Origin of the sequence: Gordonia malaquae NBRC 108250 (genome assembly GCF_000344135.1) — a bacterium.
GTDB classification, from domain to species: Bacteria; Actinomycetota; Actinomycetes; order Mycobacteriales; family Mycobacteriaceae; genus Gordonia; species Gordonia malaquae.
This window is the reverse complement of sequence record NZ_BAOP01000011.1, coordinates 70,286-91,067: the sequence shown is the minus strand read 5'-3', so window position 1 is coordinate 91,067 and position 20,782 is coordinate 70,286. Positions and strand designations below refer to the sequence as shown.

The following is a 20,782-nucleotide window of genomic DNA, read 5'->3' as shown; positions in this document are numbered from 1 at the left end:
CTAGCCCGTCAGGGCGCGTTCGGCGGGAGTGGTGACGGTGCGGACTGTGCGTCGACCGCCACCTGGATCGATCAGATGGAGCGTCGATGAGTCGTCGGGCTCCTGTCGCAGCAGGTAGCAGCCCGGATCGCGGTGATGGCCGACGTCGATCACGGTGAGTCCCGCGTGCTCGTGGGACCGGTCGGTTGTGTCGTCGACGACGATCTGGGACGTCGGCGGAACGGTCGGGCCGTACGAGAGGAGCAACGAGTCGCCGATCATGTCGACGAGTGGTGTCCACTGCTCGGAACGATCGGAGACGACGTGTGCTCGGACGCCGAGCGCGAGTGCCCGGACGACCGTCTGCCGGACTGTCGGGAGGTCGGCGTCGACGGACACCCGGGGGATCGAGGGGCCCGCCACGCGTAGCGCGATCGGCGTCCCGTCGTCGTCGGCCCCGATCAGCTGACCGTCGCCTGCGAGCGGGGGAGCGACGCCGTCGACGCCGCCGGGAACGATCCGTGCAGCTGCGTCGGTGTCATCCGCGGTGGTCCACGCACCGTCGGTGGACAGTTCCGCGGCGGTCAGCGGGCGAGTCTGAACGCCTGCGGACGCGCACGCCGCACGAACCCTGCGCACGCACCAGAGCACGGTGCGCAGTGCGCCGACGTTTCCGCCTCCCCGTAGCGCGACCGCGTGCGGATGCTGTGCCGGATCGACGTGGACGACGAGGGCGACAGTACGGTGCGATGCCGGGACCAGCGGTCCGAGAAGCCCTCGATACGCGCGCGTCGCGGGACCGTCGCCCCACCACATGAGCGTCCTGGTGACAACGTCCACATGTGTCGGGCGGGCGTCGGACCGCGCCATGCACGTCGCGATCGTCTCCACCGGCACGCGGACGCGTGGCCCGTCCGGAAGCGACACCGGCGCCGGTGGCCCCGGCATGAGTGCAAGGACGCAGACGAGCCGTGGTCCGTCGCGGCGAAGCCCCGTGTAGCCGTCGCCGTCCGGAACGTCGAACGGTTCGAACGTGCGTGGGTCACGGCGAGCGGACCCGATGAGACGACGCATCTGGCATTCCCCCTGAAACAATCGATTCCCCCGAATCGTGTGGCGTCACGGTACAACGGGACTACCGTCGCCGGGAGGGGAAACGGTCATCGGGCTTCGGGGGAAGATCAATGTCGCGACGGATAACCACACGCGCGCAGGTCAGCGGATATCGCTTCGGCCTCGCACGCGCCGAGCACGCACTCGTACGCCGTGACGCGCGGATGGTGCACGACCCGATGCGATCGCAGGCGCGGGCGCTCGTCGCGGGAGGCGTCGTCGCGGTGCTGATCCTTGCCGGCGCCGGTGTGTACGGTCTCATCCGGCCCGCGCCGACTGTGGGAGACGCTCGCATCGTCGCCGAATCCGGTGGCGGACTGTTTGTGCTCGTCGACGGGGTGATGCATCCCGTTCTGAATCTGGCGTCGGCGCGGCTCGTGGTCGGCGGTCCCGCTCCGGTGAAGTCGGTGAGCGCGCGGTCGTTGCGGGAGTACCCGCGCGGTCCGACGCTCGGCATCGCCGGTGCGCCCGGTTCGTTGCCAGGCCCCTCAGCCGACGGTGAGTCCAGGTGGACGGTGTGTGACGGGCCCGACGGCACCGCCGTCGTGGCGGGGTCGCTGCTGGTGGAGTCGTCGCCTCGGGGCGCCGGGGCCGTCGTGTCGCACGACGGAGGCGTGTGGTTGCTGTTCGACGACGGCTCGGTTCCCGTCCGGGCACGGCTCGACACGTCGCGGGTGGAGGTGGTGCGCGCGCTCGGACTGGAGAACGCCGATGTGCGCCCGGTGTCGGCGGCGCTGCTCGACTCCTTCCCGGAACGGCCTGCGCTCACGGTGCCCGAGATCGCAGATCGCGGAACGCCCGGGCCGCTCGGCCTGCTCGTCGGCTCGGTGGTGCGAACCGCCGCCGTCGACGGTTCGGCCGCCTACCGGGTGGTGCTGCGCGACGGGGTGCAGCAGATTCCGGCGACGGCGGCCGACATGCTGCGCGCCGCCGACCGGACCGGCACCTCTGCGGTCCGCGAGATCGCGCCGGGAGAACTGACGTCCGTTCGGCACGTGACGCGCCTCGCGCTCGATCAGTTTCCCGAGTATGCGCCGCGGATCGTCGACGCGACGGTGCTGTGTCGGAGCTGGTCGCGGGGTCGTGACGAGCGTTCGGCACGGGAGACGATGCTGTCGTCCGAGGTGCTGCCCGTGTCGTCCACGCCGGTACGTCTCGCGTCAGCCGACGGCCCGGGGCCCGCTGTGGATCTGGTGTTCCTGCCTCCGGGGACCGCCGAGCACGTCGCGGTCACCGGTGCTCCGCCCGACAGCGCCCTGGCGGGCCAGCGGTTCGTGATCGCCGACACCGGTGTCCGATACCGCCTCGCCGGTGAAGACGCTGGACCCAGTCTCGGCCTCGGCGACGATCCCCCGCGCATGCCGTGGTCGATCCTGTCCCGGCTGCCGGAAGGTCCCGAACTCAGTCGGGCCGCGGCTCTCACCGCCCGCGACTAGAGGGCGCGTTGTCTAGAGCTTCGAGCCCGCGACCAGAGTGCGGATGGCGGCTTCCCAGTCGTCGGCGATCTCGGGGCGAGTGAGCCCGACGACGTCGAGGAGGTGACGCACGGTGATCGCGTCGAGCGGTGCCTGAACAGTGTGGGCGAGCACATCGAGGCGGCCGGTGAAGCCGAGCTCGCGGAGCAGGATCTTGACGTGCTGCGTCGACATCGCCCAGACCGGATGGGACAGGCGGTCGGGATCGTCGGCGCCTGCCTCGAGGAGGATGTCGAGGTGGTCGACGGTCATCTTCAGGCGTGCACGCCCGTAGGCGACGAGTCTGTCGAGGGGATGAGCCCCCGGTCCGAGCGGGACCGGCCCGGACAGCATCGCCTGTTGGAGATCGGACTCGGAGTGATCGAGGAGAGCGTGCATGAGGCCGGTTCGATTCCCGAACCGTCGGAAGACCGTGCCCTTGCCGACGCCTGCGGCGCGCGCGACGGCGTCCATCGTGACCGCCGCTGCGCCCTGGTCGTCGATCAGTGACTGAGCCGCCGCGAGGAGTAGACGCCTGTTGCGTGCGGCGTCGGCGCGTTCGGTGGACAGCGGCGGCCCGCCGACGACGGGCAGGCCGACGACCGGCAGGCCGGCGGGTGCTCGATCGGGGGAGGTCATGGAAGAGAGGTTATCCGATCAGTGCTCTCACCTGGCACGTCCCGTTGCGGTGACCGACATCACGGCGCGTCCGGGAAGCATTCCGGACCGCGGTCCGTTTACGCTCATGATAGTGACGACGGAGCCGTCGTCGGATCAATTGCTTCAGGGAGTGGAACACGATGTCGGACAACACAGTGAAGATCGCGGTACTCGTCGGGAGCCTGCGCGCCGGATCGATTAACCGTCAGCTTGCTGAGATCGCCCTCGAGAACCTGCCCGCAGGCGTCGAGGCGTCGATTGTGGAGGGTCTGGGCGACCTCGCCTTCTACAACGAAGACATCGACACCCCGGAGACCTTGCCCGCGGGCGTCGCCGAGGTCCGCGGTGCAGTCGCCGACGCGGACGCCGTCCTGCTCGTCACTCCCGAGTACAACGGCACTCTCCCCGCGGTCCTCAAGAACGCCATCGACTGGCTGTCGCGTCCGTATGGTGCGGGTGCGCTCGTCGGCAAGCCGGTCGGCGTCATCGGCGCCGCCCTCGGCCAGTACGGCGGCGTGTGGTCGCGTCAGGACACGCGCAAGTCGGTCGGCATCGCGGGCGCCCGTGTGATCGAAGACGTCGAGATCGGTGTCGCGACCGGCAAGCTCGACGAGTCCGGTGTCCGCACCGACGCGATCACCGAGCAGGTCGTCGACGCGGTCCGTGTGCTCGCAGACTCGGTCGCCGTCTCCGTCTGACACGGACGTGAGGCGCGACTGACCTCGGCCCGCCGGCGATCCCGGCGACCGTGAGTGAACCCCGTGGGAACGACTTTTGTCGTACCCATGGGGTTCACTCGTCTCATGGGCTCATCCACAGTTGTTGACGGTCGATGCACAGTGGTGTGCACGACACGCCGGGCCTCCCCAGACACGCCGGAGGCCCTGTGGATGACCACCGTGCGACCTGGGACTTTCACGAATGTTATTCACAAGTTCTTGTGGTCAGTTGAAAAGCCACCCACTAGGTGTAGTGTTTGGAGTGTCCGGGGGGCGGACGTACGGCGATCGAATCTCATCGACGTCATTCGCAGGGAAGGCCTCCCGAACACCGACAACGTTCAACCAGTCGAACTGAGCGGCTCGCGCCGCCAACTGAGGGGATCACACCGATGGCAATCACCGTCTACACCAAGCCCGCTTGCGTCCAGTGCAACGCCACCTACAAGGCGCTCGACAAGCTCGGTCTCTCCTACGACGTGGTGGACATCAGCCAGGACGACGAAGCGCGTGACTACGTCATGGCGCTCGGTTACCTGCAGGCTCCCGTCGTCGTCGACGGTGACGACCACTGGTCGGGTTTCCGCCCGGACCGCATCAAGGCGCTCGCCGCCCGCGCAGCCTGATCGGTTCGCCGTGTCTGAGCCCGCCGATCACGTCGAGGCCTCGGACCTGCCGCTGATCGTGTACTTCTCGTCGGTCTCGGAGAACACCCACCGCTTCGTTCAGAAGCTGGGCGCCCGATCACAGCGGATCCCGCTGATCGATCGGGAAGGCGCGTTCCGAGTCCACGAACCGTATGTGCTGATCCTCCCGACGTATGGGGGCGGGAAGATCAGCGATGCGGGGAAGGTCACCGCCCATGCGGGCGGGGGCTACGTCCCCAAGCAAGTCATCAGATTTCTCAACGTCGAACACAACCGCTCATTGATTCGCGGAGTGATCGCCGCAGGCAACACGAACTTCGGTGCAGAGTTCGCCATGGCGGGCGAGATCATCGCGAGCAAGTGTCAGGTCCCGTACCTGTATCGCTTCGAATTGATGGGGACCGTCGACGACGTCCTCGCCTGTCAGGTCGGCCTCGCCGAGTTCGCCAGAGCACACCGCGCGAATGCGCATTGAAATGGAGCCAGAAGTGTCACCCACCGTCACCGCCACAGATTCCACCGTCTCGGCCAGCGTGTCGGGGGTGCATTCGAGCCCGTCCGGCCACGAGCCGGGTGAACTCGACTTCCATGCGCTCAACGCGATGCTCAACCTGTACGACGCCGACGGCAACATCCAGTTCGACAAGGATCGCGAAGCGGCTCGGCAGTACTTCCTGCAGCACGTGAACCAGAACACCGTGTTCTTCCACGACCTCGACGAGAAGCTCGACTACCTCGTCAAGGAGAACTACTACGAGCCCGAGGTGCTCGATCAGTACGATCGCGAGTTCGTGAAGTTGCTGTTCGGTCACGCCTACAGCAAGAAGTTCCGCTTCCCGACGTTCCTCGGCGCGTTCAAGTACTACACGAGCTACACGCTCAAGACGTTCGACGGCAAGCGCTACCTCGAGCGTTTCGAAGACCGCGTCTGCATGGTCGCGCTGACGCTCGCCGCGGGCGACACCGCTCTCGCGCGCGGCCTCGTCGACGAGATCATGGACGGCCGTTTCCAGCCCGCCACTCCGACGTTCCTCAACTCGGGCAAGAAGCAGCGCGGCGAGCCGGTGTCGTGCTTCCTGCTCCGCATCGAGGACAACATGGAGTCCATCGGCCGCTCGATCAACTCCGCGCTGCAGCTGTCCAAGCGCGGCGGCGGCGTCGCACTGCTGCTGTCGAACGTTCGTGAGCACGGGGCGCCGATCAAGAAGATCGAGAACCAGAGCTCCGGCGTCATCCCGATCATGAAGCTGCTCGAGGACTCGTTCAGCTACGCCAACCAGCTCGGCGCACGTCAGGGCGCCGGCGCGGTGTACCTCCACGCGCACCACCCGGACATCTACCGGTTCCTCGACACCAAGCGTGAGAACGCCGACGAGAAGATCCGCATCAAGACCCTGTCGCTCGGTGTCGTGATCCCCGACATCACGTTCCAGCTGGCCAAGAACAACGACGACATGTACCTGTTCAGCCCGTACGACGTGGAACGCGTCTACGGCAAGCCGTTCGCGGATGTCAACGTCTCCGACACGTACCACGAGATGGTCGAGGACAAGCGGATCCGCAAGACCAAGATCAAGGCGCGCGAGTTCTTCCAGACCCTCGCCGAGCTGCAGTTCGAGTCGGGCTACCCGTACATCATGTTCGAGGACACGGTGAATCGCGCCAATCCGGTCGCGGGCAAGATCACCCATTCGAACCTGTGCTCGGAGATCCTGCAGGTGTCGACGCCGTCGACGTTCAACGACGATCTCTCGTACTCGCACATCGGCCGCGACATCTCGTGCAACCTCGGGTCGTTGAACATCGCGAAGACGATGGATTCGCCCGACATCGCGCAGACCATCGAGACCGCGATCCGCGGCCTGACCGCCGTCGCCGACCAGACGTCGATCGACTCGGTCCCGTCGATCAAGCGTGCCAACGACGACGGCCACGCCATCGGCCTCGGTCAGATGAACCTGCACGGATACCTCGCCCGCGAACGCATCTTCTACGGCAGCGAGGAGGGCATCGACTTCACGAACATCTACTTCTACACGGTCGTCTTCCACGCGATCCGTGCGTCGAACAAGATCGCCCAGGAGCGCGGGAGCGCGTTCGCCGGCTTCGAAGACAGCAAGTACGCCTCGGGCGAGTACTTCGACAAGTACACCGATCAGGTGTGGGAGCCCGCCACCGACAAGGTGCGAGGCATCTTCGCAGAAGCGGGCATCCACATTCCCACACAGGACGATTGGCGTGAGCTGAAGGCGCTCGTGCAGAAGCACGGCATCTACAACCAGAACCTGCAGGCGGTCCCGCCGACCGGTTCGATCAGTTACATCAACCACTCGACCAGCTCGATCCACCCGGTGGCGTCGAAGATCGAGATCCGCAAGGAAGGCAAGATCGGCCGCGCCTACTACCCGGCACCGTACCTGACCAACGACAACCTGGAGTACTACCAGGACGCGTACGAGATCGGCTACGAGAAGGTCATCGACACCTACGCCGCGGCGACCCAGCACGTTGACCAGGGTCTGAGCCTCACCCTGTTCTTCAAGGACACCGCCACCACGCGCGACGTCAACCGCGCTCAGATCTACGCGTGGCGCAAGGGCATCAAGACGCTGTACTACATCCGCCTCCGCCAGATGGCGTTGGAAGGCACTGAGGTGGATGGCTGCGTCTCCTGCATGCTGTGATCTGCAGATTTAGTCAGTACTCGGTCGGTCCATTCCTCGCCTGAGGCATGGACCGACCGTTTTGTCGGACCCTGTCGGTAGCGTCGGACCACAGAGAGGGCAAACCAGATAAAGCAGCCTGACGGCCGGTTGGAAAGCGAGAAACTCAGCCGCGCGATGTGATGTACGGCATAGTTTGGTCACGTCCACATTCTTCGTTCGCAAGGCGGTTGGATGAGCTTTCTCGAGCGGGTCATCAACAAGGCCCAGGCAACCATCCCGATGGAGCGGCAAGTCCAGGGCCTGCACGTCTTCCAGAAAGCGAAGACGCTCGCCCTGGGCAACCGGCAGCCCGACTTCGTCGAGGAGGAGATCCCCGACGTCGACGCGGTGGCGCTGACCGAGATCGACATGAGCAACCCGTTCATGTGGCGGCAAGGCCAGTGGCGGCCTTACTTCGAGCGCCTGCGCAACGAGGCTCCGGTTCATTTCCGGGCGTCGAGCGAATTCGGGCCGTACTGGTCGGTCACGCGATACGACGACATCGTCACGGTGGACCGTGACTTCGAGACCTACTCGGCCGAGCCGCAGATCGTCATCGGCGTACCGCCGGACGGTCTGGACATCGAGATGTTCATCGCGATGGACCCGCCACGTCATGACGAGCAGCGCGCAGCGGTTCAGGGAGTCGTGGCGCCGCAGAATCTCGAGGAGATGCAGGGACTGATCCGGTCGCGCGTCCAGGAAGTCCTCGACGACCTGCCGGTCGGCGAACCGTTCGACTGGGTCGACAGGGTCAGCATCGAATTGACGTCCCGAATGCTCGCCACCCTGCTCGACTTCCCGTATGAGGATCGGCGCAAGCTCGTGCACTGGACCGAGTTGGCAGGCGCCAGCGCAGCGGCCACCGGCGGCGACGTCGACATGGACGAGATGTACAAGGGCGCCGCCGAGATGGCGAAGAGCTTCAGCGCCCTGTGGCACGACAAGGCGGCGCGCCTCAAGGCGGGCGAGAAGCCGGGATACGACCTGATCACCCTGATGCAGATGTCCGAGGACACCAAGGACCTGATCAACAGGCCGATGGAGTTCCTCGGCAATTTGATCCTGCTCGTCGTTGGCGGCAATGACACCACCCGCAACTCGATGTCGGGCGGCGTGTACGCACTCAACCTGTTCCCGGACCAGTTCGAACGTCTCAAGGCCGATCACAGCCTGATCCCGAAGTTCGTCCACGAGAACATCCGCTGGCAGACTCCGCTGGCGTACATGCGGCGCATCGCCAAGAAGGACACAGTCCTGGGTGGTCAGTTCATCCGCAAGGGCGACAAGGTCGTCATGTGGTACGCCTCGGCGAACCGGGACGAGCGCACCTTCGAGAATCCGGACGACTTCGTCATCGACCGGCACAACGCCCGACACCATCTCTCGTTCGGCATCGGAGTGCACCGCTGCATGGGCAGTCGCGTGGCCGAACTGCAACTGCGGATCCTCTGGGAGGAGTTGCTCGCACGGTTCGAAGACATCGAAGTGATGGAGGAACCCGAATACCTCCAGTCGAACTTCGTCCGCGGCTACACGAAGATGATGGTCACGTTGACGCAGATCGGGCAGGAGCCTCGTCCCCGCGACCAACGGACCCTGCGGCCGGCCGCTGCACGGACTCCCGCTCGTCAGCCGATTCGTCGCTCCCGCGAAGCGACCACCACCACCGAGACGGAGATCGACGTCCAGGTAGCGGGCCGGCGCGAGGTGGCGGATGGGGTCGTCGAGCTCACGCTCAGCGCCCCCGCAGGCGCACCGCTTCCACCGTGGACTGCCGGGGCCCACATCGACCTCCTCCTGGAGCCGTCGCTGACGCGACAGTACTCGCTGTGCGGCAGCGCATCGGACGAGTCGTCGTGGAAGATCGGAGTCCTTCGCGACCCGGACAGTCGAGGCGGCTCGGCGTACGTCCATGAGAAGCTGACGGAAGGCGCGACCGTCCGCGTGCGCGGTCCGCGCAATCACTTCCCCCTGGTCGCCTCCGCCAACTATCAATTCGTCGCGGGCGGCATCGGGATCACGCCGATCATCCCGATGATCGAGGCCGCCCGGGCACGCGGCGCGACGTGGAGCCTGCTCTACTGCGGCCGTTCACGCGAGTCGATGGCATTTCTGGACCAATTCGCGGACACCGAGCGGGTCACGATCTGGCCGAGCAGCGAGAACGGCCGGATCGACCTGGCGGCGACCCTCGGAAACCCAACCCCGGACACGGCGATCTATTGCTGCGGCCCTGGCGCCTTCCTCGACGCCGTGGAGGAGGCGTGTGCGCCGTGGCCCGACGGCAGCCTGCACATAGAGCGCTTCGCGGCCAAGGAGGTCGCGGCATCCGAGGATGCGCTCGACTCGTTCGAGGTCGTGTGCTCGCGCTCCGGAGTGAGCGTGACAGTTCCGGAAGGCACCACGATCTTCGACGCGGTCGAGAAGGCCGGCGTCGACGTTCTCGGATCCTGCATGGAAGGCATCTGCGGCACCTGTGAGGCCGACGTGCTCGAGGGCACGCCCGAGCACCGTGACTCGATCCTGTCCAAGGCGGAGAAGGAACGTGGCGACACGATCATGCTCTGCGTCTCCCGTTCCCTGTCGAAGAAGCTGGTGCTGGACGTATGAACGACACCGCACGGAACCATATCCTCGTCGACTATCCGAGGGACTGCTGGTACGTCGTCGCCACGGCCGCCGAGGTCGGATACGGATTCACTGCGCGGCGCGTCCTCGACACATCGGTCGTGCTGTTCCGCCTTTCCGACGGCGCCATCGCCGCGCTGGAGGACCGCTGCGCGCATCGGCCCTACCCGTTGTCGGCAGGGCACCGAGAGGACGACTTCATCGTGTGCGGCTACCACGGCTGTACCTACGACGCGACTGGACGTTGGGTGAGCGTGCGGTCTCAGGACAACCCGCCCTCGTCCGCGCGGGTGCGGGCCTTCCCAGTCGTCGAGCGCGGACCTTTCGTCTGGATCTGGGCTGGAACGCCCGGCGGCGAACGGCTGCGGCCACCGCCGGCGACACCGTGGTTGCACGGTGACGGCTGGACGAGCGTCGGGGAACGGCGCGAGGTGGCCGCAAGCCTACAGGTGCTCCACGAGCACTATCTCGACCTCTCCAACGTCGTCGCGATGCACCCGGAGATGGTGCCGCCAGGCATCGAGGCGCTGCCGCCGTTGGAGGACGTCGAGGTCTCCGAAGTTTCGGTCTCCTACAGGAGAGAACTGCCCGAGGCCCCGCTGGCCCCGTGGGAGGCAGAGGTCACCGGGCTGGACGATGCCACGGTGTCCGCGTCATTCGGCCGGACGGAGACGGGCACGTTCGTGACGCCGGGCCTGCACAAGCAGACGTACTCCATCATCGGCGCGACCGGTCCGGCGCTGGAGCTCGTGCGGACTCACGGCTTCACGCCCCGATCGTCCGGCGTCACCCATGTCTTCCTGCAGATCTCCTGGCGGGGCGCTTCGGTCTCACCCGACATCGGCAAGCAGTTGATCGAGGTCTTTCACGCGATGGCCGACCGCGACATCGCCGTCCTCGAGACCGTGCAGCGATGTCTCGACGAAGACCCGATGCCGCGGCGCTACGTCAACGTCAAGGCGGACCGAGCCGCAGTGCGCGCGCGTCGGATCCTGACGGCGATGGTGGAGGACGAGCGAGGAGTCTAGGGCGAGCAATGAGACTTCGACCGGGTTACGCTTGTCAGATGCGTACACACGAAAGGGGCTCGAAGCCTCACCGTCACTGATGGCCGGGATGCGCGTCCGTAGACCGGACGAGATCCGCGAGAGCCGCCGTAAGCGGAATCATTCCTGTTGGGGACATCTGATCGTCGCACCGTTGTGGGCCCAGCACGGCGCCAACCTCGGGACGATGCTGCGGACATGCGACGCAGTCGGCGCATGCCTGGCGGTCCCGCCGCACGACTGGGTCGCCGAAGCGCTGCGGCGCGGCAACACGGTGCCGGGGCGCTCGTGCGTTCATCGGACCGGCAATCCGACGCGGTGGATCGAACGAGAGCGAGACAAAGGTGCTCGGATCGTCGCGGTCGAGCTCGTCGAGGGCGCGACCCGACTCGCCGATGTCCAGCCCGCCCGCCGGCGGACGGTGATTCTCCTCGGGCACGAACGCACCGGAATCCCGGAGCCGATGCTCGACCTCGCCGATGAGGCCGTCGAGATCCCGATGATCGGCAGGGGAGCGAGCCTCAACGTCGCCGTGTCCGGATCGCTCGTGCTGTACCGGCTTGCCGGGCTGTTGTGATCGGCGACGCACTACGCTCAACGGCATGAGAGCCGTGGTGTGCGAGCAAGGTGAACTGACCGTCCAAGACTTTCCCGACCCGACGCCGGGAAAGGGGCAGGTGGTGCTGACGGTGAGGCGTACGGGCATCTGCGGCTCCGACCTGCACGGACGCCACCACGCCGACCTCGTCGCCGATGTGGCCGACAAGGCAGGCTATCCACATCTGATGCGAATGAACCAGCCGATCGTCATGGGGCACGAGTTCGTCGGCACGGTGACCGAGTACGGTCCCGGCTGTCACAAGAGGTGGAAGCCGGGCACCCGCGTTGTCGCGCTGCCGATGGTGGACAGCCTGACCGGACCTCACCTGCTCGGCCTGTCCGAGCAGGCGCCGGGAGCGTACGCGGAGAAAGTCCTGGTCCAGGAATCGATGACCATGCCGGTCCCGGACGGACTCTCCGACGACGAGGCCGCGCTCACCGAGCCGATGGCGGTCGCGTGGCACGCTGTCCGACGCGCAGAGCTCGCTCGCGGCCAGGCAGCCGTCGTCATCGGCTGCGGACCGATCGGGCTGGCCGTGATCGCCATGCTCAGAGCGTCCGGTGCCAAGAAGATCGTCGCCAGCGACCTGTCGCCGCGGCGTCGGGAACTCGCCCGTGAGCTCGGCGCGCACGTGGTGGTCGACCCGCGGGAGACGGATCCGTTCGACGCGTACGCCCCAGGACGCAATGAGGTCCGCTCCGTGAGCGATCTCGTCGGCGTCGCGATCGACACCATGGGCAAGCTTCGGATGATCCCGGGCCCGGTGCCGTGGTGGAAGGTTTTCCGGCTCGCCGAGACGATCGGAGAAATCCCCGCCGGTCCGGTGGTGTTCGAGTGTGTCGGCGTACCGGGAATGATCGACCAGATCATCAACACGGCCCCGCTGCGGTCGCGCGTCGTGGTGGTCGGTGTGTGCATGGAACCCGACTCGTTCACCCCGTCGATGGCGGGAACCAAGGAGATCGACCTGCGGTTCGTCTTCGGCTACGACCCTGGTGAGTTCCGCGACACGTTGCACATGATCGCCGACGGAAAGGTGGACGTGAAGCCGCTGATCACCGGGACGGTCGGTCTCGACGGCGTCGACGCGGCATTCACGGCGCTCGGTGATCCAGAGGTCCACGCCAAGATCCTCATCGACCCGTCGAGCGCTGTCGTCAGCCCGTAGACCTCAGCCGCCGCCATGCCCAGCGGGACGACATATGCAAGGGATCGTCGACGGTGACGATCCGCGGCGCGGAGTTCAGCCCGTTGGGCGGGCCGGACTGCGGTTCCACGCAGACGGCCTCCGGGCGCTCGTTGAAGACCACGACCCACTCGGCGGGGCTCGTCACATCGACGCGGAGTTGCCCGGGCCAGATCACCGCGACGGCCACTCCGCCCGGCATGCCGAAACAGTCGTCCCACGGTGGTGGACCAACCGGGAGTCGTCGGCCCGTCGGGATCATGGCGACGCGTTCCTCCTGCCAGTCGGCAGTGAACTCGAGCGTGGCCCGCGGAGCACCGTCCACAAGGGTGGTGGCGAACCAGGGATGCCAGCCGACCTGTGCTGGGAACGGGCCGGCGTGCGTTGTGACCGTCATCGACAGGTCCAAGTGGGTCGGAGCCAGTGACAGTTCCTGCGTGACGCGTCCGCGGAACGGCCACGGCTCCACGAGTTCGCACGCCATGCTGACGGCCGTCTCGGAGACCGATGTGACGTCCCACGCGGCATCACGCACCGTTCCGTGGATCGCGTGCGGCCCATTGTTGATCGGCAGTCGAACGTCGTGGTCGGGGAGATGAACCAGCCCGTCGGCGGTTCTGCCGCACCACGGCGCCATCGGGAACGAGCCGTGACCGGCGCCGGGGACCAGGACGTCGATCCCATCGATCGTCAACGCAGACAGTCGTCCGCCGAGTGCGGGCGACACCGTGACACGGACGTCGCCGGCACGCAGCACAACGTCGCGCACTAGGCGAACCGCCACGCGAAGGCGGCGGCGACCGCGCCCGCGCCGTTCGCCGCCCAGTGGAGGGCGAGGCACGGCAGGAGGCTTCCAGTCTTGACTCGAAGCCACCCGAAGACCACGCCGGTGATGCCGGTGAACACGACGGCGCCCACGATGCCGAGGATCACGCCGAGCGCACCCGATCCGACTGCGTCGCTGAAGCCTTCGTTTCCGGCGGTGAGGCCGAGTGAGGACACCACGTGCCACAGGCCGAACAGCACCGCCTGGAGGCCGATGGCGACGCCGGTCGAATGCCTCCTCAGCAGGCTGCCGAGGACAACACCTCGAAACAGCAACTCCTCTGGGATGACGGTCTGCAGTGGAATCAAGACGAATGCGGACGAGACCGCCCACGACAGGTCCTGATACGCGTCGTTCCGGAACAGCTCGCGCGCCGGTGGAACGGCCATCGCCACGGCGATGGCCACGACCACGACGATGATGATCACCGCTGCCCACCGGCCGCCTCGGGCCATGGTCGACGGCGCGAGTCCGAGGTCGGCCGGCCGCAGGCCCGCCCCGAGGGCGAGTGCGGTGGCGGCGACTGCGGTGCCTGTGACGATCCAGCGTGACCAGGTGAAATGCGTGAAGTGCATCGTCGCTTCCGCCGCGAACATCACCACGATCAGTGCAACGAGCGTGTAGTAGTTGCGGACTCGAGAGCGGACGATCTCGGCACCGCGTGCCGACGGTGCGAGCCTGTCGTCCATGTTCTCGGTGACCTCCGCGTCGCACACGTTGATGAGGGTCTGATTCTATCCACCAGCGCGTCTCGCCGGTTCACGTGATCGCACTCAAAGCCTTCCGCTGATGGTCGACGTCTACTGCGGGCCCGCAGCAGTCGCGATCGCAGCGCCGATGTACAGGCAGGCGATCACAACCACGGTGGAGATGATCGGCCAATAGAACGAGTACCGCCTGCGCCGGATGCAGTACACCGATCCGGAGACCGCCGCGATCAGCGCGAGGAGAACGCCGATCGACACGGTGCCCATGGCGGGGCCGAGAAGATCTGCGTCGCAGACGTTGTCGCCGGAACAGTTGGCGGTTCCCATCACAAAGGAAGTGCTGTAGAGGACGCTGTACCCGGAGACCACGAGGAGCATCACCCAGGCGAGAACGCTCAACACCGCGTCGACGATCCCGACACGTTCTTTCCGCCGCCTGCACGGTCGTGAGGCGATTGGCGCGAACACGGGCTCGTCTCTATCCGTTCGGAGGTTATCGTCGGGTATGGCGGATTGTGATTCTACGGTTCCCGAGCCGTCCGTCACACTGGGAGCCGCGCTGAACGGTGGACACGCGGTACGACACGCCGAACACGGGGAAGACACACGATCTTGTGTTCACGGGGAGTGTCAGACCCAAGCGGTAGGGTTAGGCTCGTTCTCCTGCCAAACATTTCTCACGACGCGAGGTGCCATGTCTGAGTCCGCCCACAGTCCTGCCGACGGAGCTCCCGTGAAGCTGGTGAGCCGTGTGTCGGCCATCAACTGGAACCGGGTCACCGACGACAAAGACGCCGAGGTCTGGGACCGTCTGACCGGTAACTTCTGGCTGCCGGAGAAGGTTCCGGTGTCGAACGACATCCCCTCGTGGGGCACGCTGACGGATTACGAGAAGACGCTCACGATGCGGGTCTTCACGGGTCTGACGCTGCTCGACACGATTCAGGGCACGGTCGGCGCGATCTCCCTGATCCCGGACGCCCTCACTCCGCACGAGGAAGCGGTGATGACGAACATCGCGTTCATGGAGTCGGTGCACGCCAAGAGCTACAGCTCGATCTTCTCCACCCTCTGCTCCACCAAGGAGATCGACGAGGCGTTCCGCTGGTCGGAGGAGAACGAGCATCTGCAGCGCAAGGCGCAGATCATCATGGACTACTACCGGGGCGACGACCCGCTCAGGCGGAAGATCGCGTCGACCCTCCTGGAGTCGTTCCTCTTCTACTCGGGCTTCTACCTGCCGATGTACTGGAGCTCGCGCGCCAAGCTCACGAACACCGCCGACATGATCCGCCTGATCATCCGCGACGAGGCCGTCCACGGCTACTACATCGGGTACAAGTACCAGCGTGGGCTCGAGACGCAGACGCCCGAGCGTCGCCAGGAGCTCAAGGACTACACGTTCGAGCTGCTCTTCGAGCTGTACGACAATGAGACCGACTACACCGAGGCGCTCTACGACGAGGTCGGACTCTCCGAAGACGTCAAGAAGTTCCTGCGATACAACGCGAACAAGGCGCTGATGAACCTCGGCTACGAGGCGATGTTCCCGAAGGACGAGGCAGACGTGAACCCGGCGATTCTGTCGGCGCTCTCGCCGAACGCCGACGAGAATCACGACTTCTTCTCGGGCTCGGGCAGCTCGTACGTCATCGGCAAGGCCGTCAACACCGAAGACGACGACTGGGACTTCTAAGCGCTCCGAAGACTCGTCCATACACAAAGGTCCGCCGGCACACTGCCGGCGGACCTTTGTGATCCGACCGATCTCAGGAGCTCAGTCAGCGCATCTCGCGGATGAGCACTCGCCGGACGATCGGGTGGTGCGCAGACGTGACGGCGAGGACTGTCAGCAGCACCCAGACGATCACGGACGACAGCAGGACCAGGAAGAACGCCGACCATGCGCCCCCTGCGATCTCGTGCGCGGCCGCATGGCGGGCCCACATCCGCCAGTAGATCATCAGATTCACGGTGAGCCCGACCCCATACGAGATGCCGAACGACAGCAGGAACGGCAGCCACGTGCCGTCGCCGAGCCGGGCCGTGAACGGTTCGCGACGCAGCGGCGAGATCACCGACAGCACGTTCGCGACACCGAGCCAGATGAACAGCATCGCGATCAGCTGATCGATGATGACCACGGCGTTCGGGTGGTCGGCGCCCGTCGAGATGAGGACGACGACGGGAATCGCCGCGACGGCGATCATCAGTGCGATGGCGATGTTCTTCACCAAGAGGACACGCCACAGCGGCTGTTGCGACGCCAACGACTCGCGGACGCGCTGTGCGTCGAAGCACAGGGCGTTGGTGCAGACCACGCTGCCTGCGACGGCTGAGAAGAGGTAGATCGACAGTGACTTCATGTCGTAGCTGGACCACCCGATGAGCTCGTACGTCACCACGAATCCGAGTGCCATCGCAATGGTGATCGCGAGACGGATCAACACTGCTCGCGGACGGTCGGCGAAGATGTGCGCGATCTCGTCACGGACGAGTCCAGGCAGAGCCGCGGTCGCTTTGAGGGCGTCGCGCATCACCAGCAGAATGTCGCCGTGCCCGGCGCCGCTCCGCAGCGGTGCGCTCGGCATCGCATCCTGCTGGGCCAGAACGGTTTCGGAGATCGCGCGCCGTGCACGAGCGGACGCCTGTGCGACGGGGTCGATGTCGAGAAGGTCTCCGGGATCGGCGAGGTCGGCCCTCGCCTCGGCTACGGCCGCCGCCCACGGTTCGGATCGCTGCCCGCCGACCCACAGCGCATGGGCGTACGCATCATCGGAACGGTCGAGACGCACCCGCAGTCGGTGCAGCGCAGAATCGTCGGGCACGACGATCATCGTGTCATGTCGGACGTCACGAACGTCGCCGGAGTGCCCGGTAGAAGGTGCCGAGGTCGTCGACGGCTTCCGCCAACTGCGTTGCGGGGACACCCGACGCACGCAGAGCGGTCCGGAGCGCGGCAGCATCGAGGTCGGCGAGCGCGTCGACCGCGGGAACCGGCGGTGGCGGCGCCGGAACGATGCGGTCGCCGTAGAAGTCCTCCGGCAGCATGTCGCGGTCATCAGTGGGCTCAGTCGTGGACGCCGGCCCACGATCCTCGCCGGCGGAGGCGAGGAGCTCCGGCAGGTCGGTTCCCATCACCTGCAGCAGAGCTGTGGGACGGCGGTCGATCTCGGCTGCCACCTCGAACGCGGTCGCCAATACGTGAATGCAGCGGGGAGCCTCATCAGGGCACGTGCAGCTCGATTCGACGTCGGCAGACTCGGTCGGTGCGATCAGCCCGCCGAGCCCGGACGGCTGCTCACCTCGCGCCAGTGAGAGGAGATCGTCGACCGCCCCTTGTGCGCGGAGCAGGCCGACGACGGTGTCGGCGTCGACGGTTCGACATGTCAGGATCACGTCGAACGGGTCGAGCTGGCTGCCCCGCACCGACGATGTGACCCGGCCGGGGACGATCCGCATGCCGTCGACGTGGCGATCCCGAAAGTAGCGACGCGCACCGGTCACGTGCCGGTGATCCGACCCGGACTCGACGACGTCGACGAACGCTCGGCCCCATCGGCTGATGCCGTATCCGCGGACCGGCGCGCGGCGCGCCCGCCCGGTCATTCGCCGACCGCCTCGTCGCGCAGGGCGAGCAGGTCGAACAGGGCGTCGTCGTCGAGGTCGCTCAGCCAGTTCTCCCCGGTCGAGACGGTCAACTGGGAGAGTTCACGCTTGGCGGTGACCATCTCGTCGATGCGCTCCTCCAGTGTTCCGACGCACACGAACTTCCTGACCTGCACGTTCTTCGTCTGCCCGATCCGGTATGCGCGGTCGGTCGCTTGATCTTCGACGGCCGGGTTCCACCACCTGTCGGCGTGGATCACATGGTTCGCACCGACGAGGTTGAGCCCGGTGCCACCCGCTTTGAGCGTGGCGATCAGGACGGGAGGCCCGTCTACGGACTGGAAGTCGGAGACCATCGCGTCACGGTCGCGGCGAGATCGTCCGCCGTGCAGCACGGGCACGTCGACCCCGAGGATCGGCGTCAGCCATTCGTCGAGCAGTTCGGCGAAGGCCGCGAACTGCGTGAACACCAGCGCGCGATCGCCTTCGGCGATCAGCGTGGTCAGGATGTCGATGAGCAACTCGACCTTGCCCGACCGGTGCCTGCGCTTGCGCAGCAACGCGGATCCGTCGGCGAGGTAGTGCGCCGGGTGGTTGCAGATCTGCTTCAGCCTGGTCAGCGCCGCGAGGACACTGCGACGCCGGAACTCGCCCTTGTGATTCGGGTCGCCGAGCGCCTCGTGCAAGTCGTTCAGAACCGCCTGGTACAGCCCGGCCTGCTCGGTTGTCAGATTGGTGCGGACCGTCAGTTCCGTCTTCTCCGGAAGGTCTGGTGCCACAGCCGGATCCGTTTTGGTGCGCCGAAGGATGAAGGGGCCGGTCAGCGCCGTGAGCCTACGCAGGGCATCGGCGTCCCGATCGCGTTCGATGGGTTCGGCGAAGCGGGCCCGGAACACCGACGCCGACCCCAGCATCCCCGGGTTCACCAGATCGACGACGGCTCGAAGGTCCTCCAGCCGGTTCTCGACCGGAGTGCCCGTCAGCGCGATTCGCAGCCGGGCCGGGATCGCGCGCAACGCTTTCGCTGCTGCCGTGTGGACGTTCTTCACGTGCTGGGCTTCGTCGACGACGAGTTCGCTCCACCGCAGCCCGGCGAGACCGGCCCGGTCGCGTGCGAGCGTCGCGAACGTGGTCAGCACTACATCGACGTCGCCGGTGGAGATCACGTCGACCGACCGGCCGGTTCCGTGGTGGACGATCACCCGGAGTCCTGGAGCGAAGGTCGCCAACTCGCGCTGCCAGTTGCCGATCACCGACATGGGGCACACGACGAGCGCGGGGTGGCGTCCAGGATCGTCTGCCCGCATGGTCGTGAGCAGAGCGATCACCTGCACGGTCTTGCCGAGGCCCATGTCGTCGGCGAGGACCGCGCCGGCGCCGATTCGGCCGAGGGACACCAACCAGTCGAGTCCGAGTTGCTGATACGGGCGTAGAGAGGCGTGCAGGGTAGGCGGCGGAGTCACCGGTTCCGGAACGATGGCGCCGCCGCGCGCGACGTCGTCTAGCCAGCCGAGTCCGTTCACACTCGACACCGGGACCGGGATCCGGTCGGTCGGGTCGGCCACCAGGGTCAGCAACTCGGCCATCGTCGATGCTTCCCCGTCGGCAGCTGCGAGGGCTTTCTGTGCGGCGACGAACGCTGCAGCCCGCGTCAGTGCTGCACCCTCCGCTCGTAGCCACCGGCCACGGACCCTCACCAGATTCCCGTGCTGCTGGGCGAGTTCGTCCAGGTCGGACTGGGTGAGCGCAGGGGAGTCCGGGGTGTCGCCGAGAGCGAGTCGCCATTCGAAGTCGGAGATCTCGTCGAGACCGACGAATCCCGGCCTGCTTCCGCCGTCGGGCACGGCCCCGGCGTGAAGAGACAGACTCGGGGAGACCGACGCGATGGTGCGCGGCAGGAGCACAGTCACACCCGCGTCGGCGATCGCGGTGGCCCCGTGGGCGAACAGGTCCTCAACAGTCGCCGTGTCGAGAAGGAAGTCCAGACTGTGCGGGTCGGTGTCGGCACGCGACAGTTCCCCGAATGCTCGAACCGCCGACGCCAGGTCGCCGGTGATCGTCTCGAGGTCGTGCGGATCGGTGCGGTGCGGGACGACTGGCACCACATCGCCGGTCGCATCGTGTCGACACACCTCGAGCCGCCACCGGTCTGCGTCCTCCGAGTCGTGTGGAGACTCGGGATCGTCCGCGGGTTCGTTGAGCCGCAGGACGAGAGTTGCGGCCTCCGGACCGACGGTTGCCAACCAGTCGTTCCACGCGCCTCGGGCCCCGGGGGCGGCGCTCACCGGCATCGGTGACGGCGCGGCGAGACCGGCGATCAGGTCCACTTGCGAGGTCACCCGGTGGGTGATCCGATTCCTGACCTCGAAGTCGAGGACCTCGGTCGCGAAGTCGGTGATCGCAGCACTGCCGCCGTTCTCGGCGACCGCGGGCGGAGCACTGCCGTGGACGACGTTGAGCCACGCTCGCCACGCGGTCGTGGGGAGCGGAAGCCACCGTGCTTCGGGCAGTCCGGCGACGTCCACGACTCCGGGAGCCACGGCCCCTGCGTCGACGACGGCCCGCACACCCGCCAGGACGTAGCGGTAGAACGCGGTGTCTCCGCCGGCGGGCAGATGATCGAAGCGGTCGAGGAGTTGCACCGCGGTCGGCACGCCCACCGCGGTGGTGGATGCGAATGTCCGACCACCGCCAGGCCTCCGCAGTTCGACGGTGTGGCGCAGTATTCGTCCGCCGAGGAGATCGGTCAGCGACGACGGCAGCTCGACGGCGTCGTCGAACACCGACCCGGGTGAGGGCGGTTCCGCGTCGGGCCGCCACGGCCAGACCGCCAAGCCGAGGCCGGGCCGCCACAGGACTCGGACAGGCGGGGCGTTCACGGACACAGTTCTACCCGCGG

At 66.5% G+C, this 20,782-nt stretch carries 18 protein-coding genes; 10 read left to right on the top strand and 8 right to left on the bottom strand.

The features are described from left to right. Entirely contained in the window at positions 1-1,053 is a 1,053-nt protein-coding gene (locus tag GM1_RS08960; protein WP_008378205.1) for a type VII secretion protein EccE, read from the bottom strand. A gap of 110 nt (positions 1,054-1,163) precedes the next feature. On the opposite strand from GM1_RS08960, the gene eccB reads away from it, so the two are divergent. Next, positions 1,164-2,528 (top strand): type VII secretion protein EccB, encoded by a 1,365-nt coding sequence (gene eccB / locus GM1_RS08955; RefSeq protein WP_008378204.1) that lies wholly within the window; start codon positions 1,164-1,166, stop codon positions 2,526-2,528. A 12-nt stretch (positions 2,529-2,540) separates the two neighbouring features. On the opposite strand, the gene GM1_RS08950 is transcribed toward eccB, so the two are convergent. Beyond that, the gene (locus tag GM1_RS08950; RefSeq protein WP_008378203.1) at positions 2,541-3,185 is read right to left on the bottom strand and encodes a TetR/AcrR family transcriptional regulator; all 645 of its coding nucleotides are present in this window, start codon (positions 3,183-3,185) and stop codon (positions 2,541-2,543) included. A 161-nt stretch (positions 3,186-3,346) separates the two neighbouring features. On the opposite strand from GM1_RS08950, the gene GM1_RS08945 reads away from it, so the two are divergent. The 8 genes from GM1_RS08945 to GM1_RS08910 all read left to right on the top strand — a co-directional run bounded on the left by GM1_RS08945 (position 3,347) and on the right by GM1_RS08910 (position 12,723). After that, positions 3,347-3,904 carry an NAD(P)H-dependent oxidoreductase gene (locus GM1_RS08945; protein WP_008378200.1) on the top strand — a complete coding sequence of 186 codons (558 nt, stop codon included), beginning with the start codon at positions 3,347-3,349 and terminating at the stop codon, positions 3,902-3,904. Positions 3,905-4,317: 413 nt separating this feature from the next. Continuing rightward, complete coding sequence (gene nrdH, locus GM1_RS08940) at positions 4,318-4,551, top strand: glutaredoxin-like protein NrdH (protein ID WP_008378198.1); 234 nt, start codon at positions 4,318-4,320, stop codon at positions 4,549-4,551. Positions 4,552-4,561: 10 nt separating this feature from the next. Further along, complete coding sequence (gene nrdI, locus GM1_RS08935; RefSeq protein ID WP_008378196.1) at positions 4,562-5,047, top strand: class Ib ribonucleoside-diphosphate reductase assembly flavoprotein NrdI; 486 nt, start codon at positions 4,562-4,564, stop codon at positions 5,045-5,047. A 13-nt stretch (positions 5,048-5,060) separates the two neighbouring features. Next, positions 5,061-7,256 (top strand): class 1b ribonucleoside-diphosphate reductase subunit alpha, encoded by a 2,196-nt coding sequence (nrdE, locus tag GM1_RS08930; RefSeq protein WP_008378195.1) that lies wholly within the window; start codon positions 5,061-5,063, stop codon positions 7,254-7,256. A 213-nt stretch (positions 7,257-7,469) separates the two neighbouring features. Beyond that, entirely contained in the window at positions 7,470-9,890 is a 2,421-nt protein-coding gene (locus GM1_RS08925; RefSeq protein ID WP_008378193.1) for a cytochrome P450/oxidoreductase, read from the top strand. After that, positions 9,887-10,936 (top strand): aromatic ring-hydroxylating oxygenase subunit alpha, encoded by a 1,050-nt coding sequence (locus GM1_RS08920; protein WP_008378192.1) that lies wholly within the window; start codon positions 9,887-9,889, stop codon positions 10,934-10,936. The genes GM1_RS08925 and GM1_RS08920 overlap by 4 nt, the downstream gene beginning before the upstream one ends. A gap of 79 nt (positions 10,937-11,015) precedes the next feature. Further along, positions 11,016-11,531 (top strand): TrmH family RNA methyltransferase, encoded by a 516-nt coding sequence (locus GM1_RS08915; RefSeq protein WP_008378191.1) that lies wholly within the window; start codon positions 11,016-11,018, stop codon positions 11,529-11,531. A 25-nt stretch (positions 11,532-11,556) separates the two neighbouring features. Then, on the top strand, positions 11,557-12,723 hold the full coding sequence (locus tag GM1_RS08910) for a zinc-binding dehydrogenase (RefSeq protein WP_040519752.1): 1,167 nt from the start codon (positions 11,557-11,559) through the stop codon (positions 12,721-12,723). Here the strand turns inward: GM1_RS08910 and GM1_RS08905 are convergent. The 3 genes from GM1_RS08905 to GM1_RS08895 all read right to left on the bottom strand — a co-directional run bounded on the left by GM1_RS08905 (position 12,713) and on the right by GM1_RS08895 (position 14,742). Further along, the gene (locus GM1_RS08905) at positions 12,713-13,510 is read right to left on the bottom strand and encodes an aldose epimerase family protein (protein ID WP_008378188.1); all 798 of its coding nucleotides are present in this window, start codon (positions 13,508-13,510) and stop codon (positions 12,713-12,715) included. The two genes, GM1_RS08910 and GM1_RS08905, sit on opposite strands and share 11 nt — an antisense overlap. After that, positions 13,510-14,283 carry a CPBP family intramembrane glutamic endopeptidase gene (locus tag GM1_RS08900; RefSeq protein WP_008378186.1) on the bottom strand — a complete coding sequence of 258 codons (774 nt, stop codon included), beginning with the start codon at positions 14,281-14,283 and terminating at the stop codon, positions 13,510-13,512. The genes GM1_RS08905 and GM1_RS08900 overlap by 1 nt, the downstream gene beginning before the upstream one ends. Before the next feature lie 84 nt (positions 14,284-14,367). Then, positions 14,368-14,742 carry a hypothetical protein gene (locus GM1_RS08895; RefSeq protein ID WP_040519751.1) on the bottom strand — a complete coding sequence of 125 codons (375 nt, stop codon included), beginning with the start codon at positions 14,740-14,742 and terminating at the stop codon, positions 14,368-14,370. Between the two features lie 226 nt (positions 14,743-14,968). On the opposite strand from GM1_RS08895, the gene nrdF reads away from it, so the two are divergent. Further along, positions 14,969-15,970 (top strand): class 1b ribonucleoside-diphosphate reductase subunit beta, encoded by a 1,002-nt coding sequence (gene nrdF, locus GM1_RS08890; protein WP_040519750.1) that lies wholly within the window; start codon positions 14,969-14,971, stop codon positions 15,968-15,970. Between the two features lie 85 nt (positions 15,971-16,055). On the opposite strand, the gene GM1_RS08885 is transcribed toward nrdF, so the two are convergent. Genes GM1_RS08885 through GM1_RS08875 form a run of 3 tightly spaced genes read right to left on the bottom strand, consistent with a single transcriptional unit; the run spans position 16,056 to position 20,762 of the window. Further along, positions 16,056-17,111 carry a hypothetical protein gene (locus GM1_RS08885; protein WP_008378180.1) on the bottom strand — a complete coding sequence of 352 codons (1,056 nt, stop codon included), beginning with the start codon at positions 17,109-17,111 and terminating at the stop codon, positions 16,056-16,058. Positions 17,112-17,127: 16 nt separating this feature from the next. Continuing rightward, on the bottom strand, positions 17,128-17,883 hold the full coding sequence (locus GM1_RS08880) for an SWIM zinc finger family protein (RefSeq protein ID WP_008378178.1): 756 nt from the start codon (positions 17,881-17,883) through the stop codon (positions 17,128-17,130). Then, positions 17,880-20,762, bottom strand: coding sequence for a DEAD/DEAH box helicase (locus GM1_RS08875; protein WP_008378177.1), 2,883 nt, complete (start codon positions 20,760-20,762; stop codon positions 17,880-17,882). Before GM1_RS08875 ends, GM1_RS08880 begins: the two co-directional genes overlap by 4 nt. Between the last annotated feature and the right edge of the window lie 20 nt (positions 20,763-20,782).

Bases quoted from the DNA above. Each gene is read 5' to 3' on its own strand.
- GM1_RS08960 (WP_008378205.1), bottom strand. From the start codon at position 1,053: ATGCGTCGTCTCATCGGGTCCGCTCGCCGTGACCCACGCACGTTCGAA.
- eccB (WP_008378204.1), top strand. From the start codon at position 1,164: ATGTCGCGACGGATAACCACACGCGCGCAGGTCAGCGGATATCGCTTC.
- GM1_RS08950 (WP_008378203.1), bottom strand. From the start codon at position 3,185: ATGACCTCCCCCGATCGAGCACCCGCCGGCCTGCCGGTCGTCGGCCTG.
- GM1_RS08945 (WP_008378200.1), top strand. From the start codon at position 3,347: ATGTCGGACAACACAGTGAAGATCGCGGTACTCGTCGGGAGCCTGCGC.
- nrdH (WP_008378198.1), top strand. From the start codon at position 4,318: ATGGCAATCACCGTCTACACCAAGCCCGCTTGCGTCCAGTGCAACGCC.
- GM1_RS08925 (WP_008378193.1), top strand. From the start codon at position 7,470: ATGAGCTTTCTCGAGCGGGTCATCAACAAGGCCCAGGCAACCATCCCG.
- GM1_RS08920 (WP_008378192.1), top strand. From the start codon at position 9,887: ATGAACGACACCGCACGGAACCATATCCTCGTCGACTATCCGAGGGAC.
- GM1_RS08915 (WP_008378191.1), top strand. From the start codon at position 11,016: ATGGCCGGGATGCGCGTCCGTAGACCGGACGAGATCCGCGAGAGCCGC.
- GM1_RS08910 (WP_040519752.1), top strand. From the start codon at position 11,557: ATGAGAGCCGTGGTGTGCGAGCAAGGTGAACTGACCGTCCAAGACTTT.
- nrdF (WP_040519750.1), top strand. From the start codon at position 14,969: ATGTCTGAGTCCGCCCACAGTCCTGCCGACGGAGCTCCCGTGAAGCTG.
- GM1_RS08885 (WP_008378180.1), bottom strand. From the start codon at position 17,111: ATGATCGTCGTGCCCGACGATTCTGCGCTGCACCGACTGCGGGTGCGT.
- GM1_RS08880 (WP_008378178.1), bottom strand. From the start codon at position 17,883: ATGACCGGGCGGGCGCGCCGCGCGCCGGTCCGCGGATACGGCATCAGC.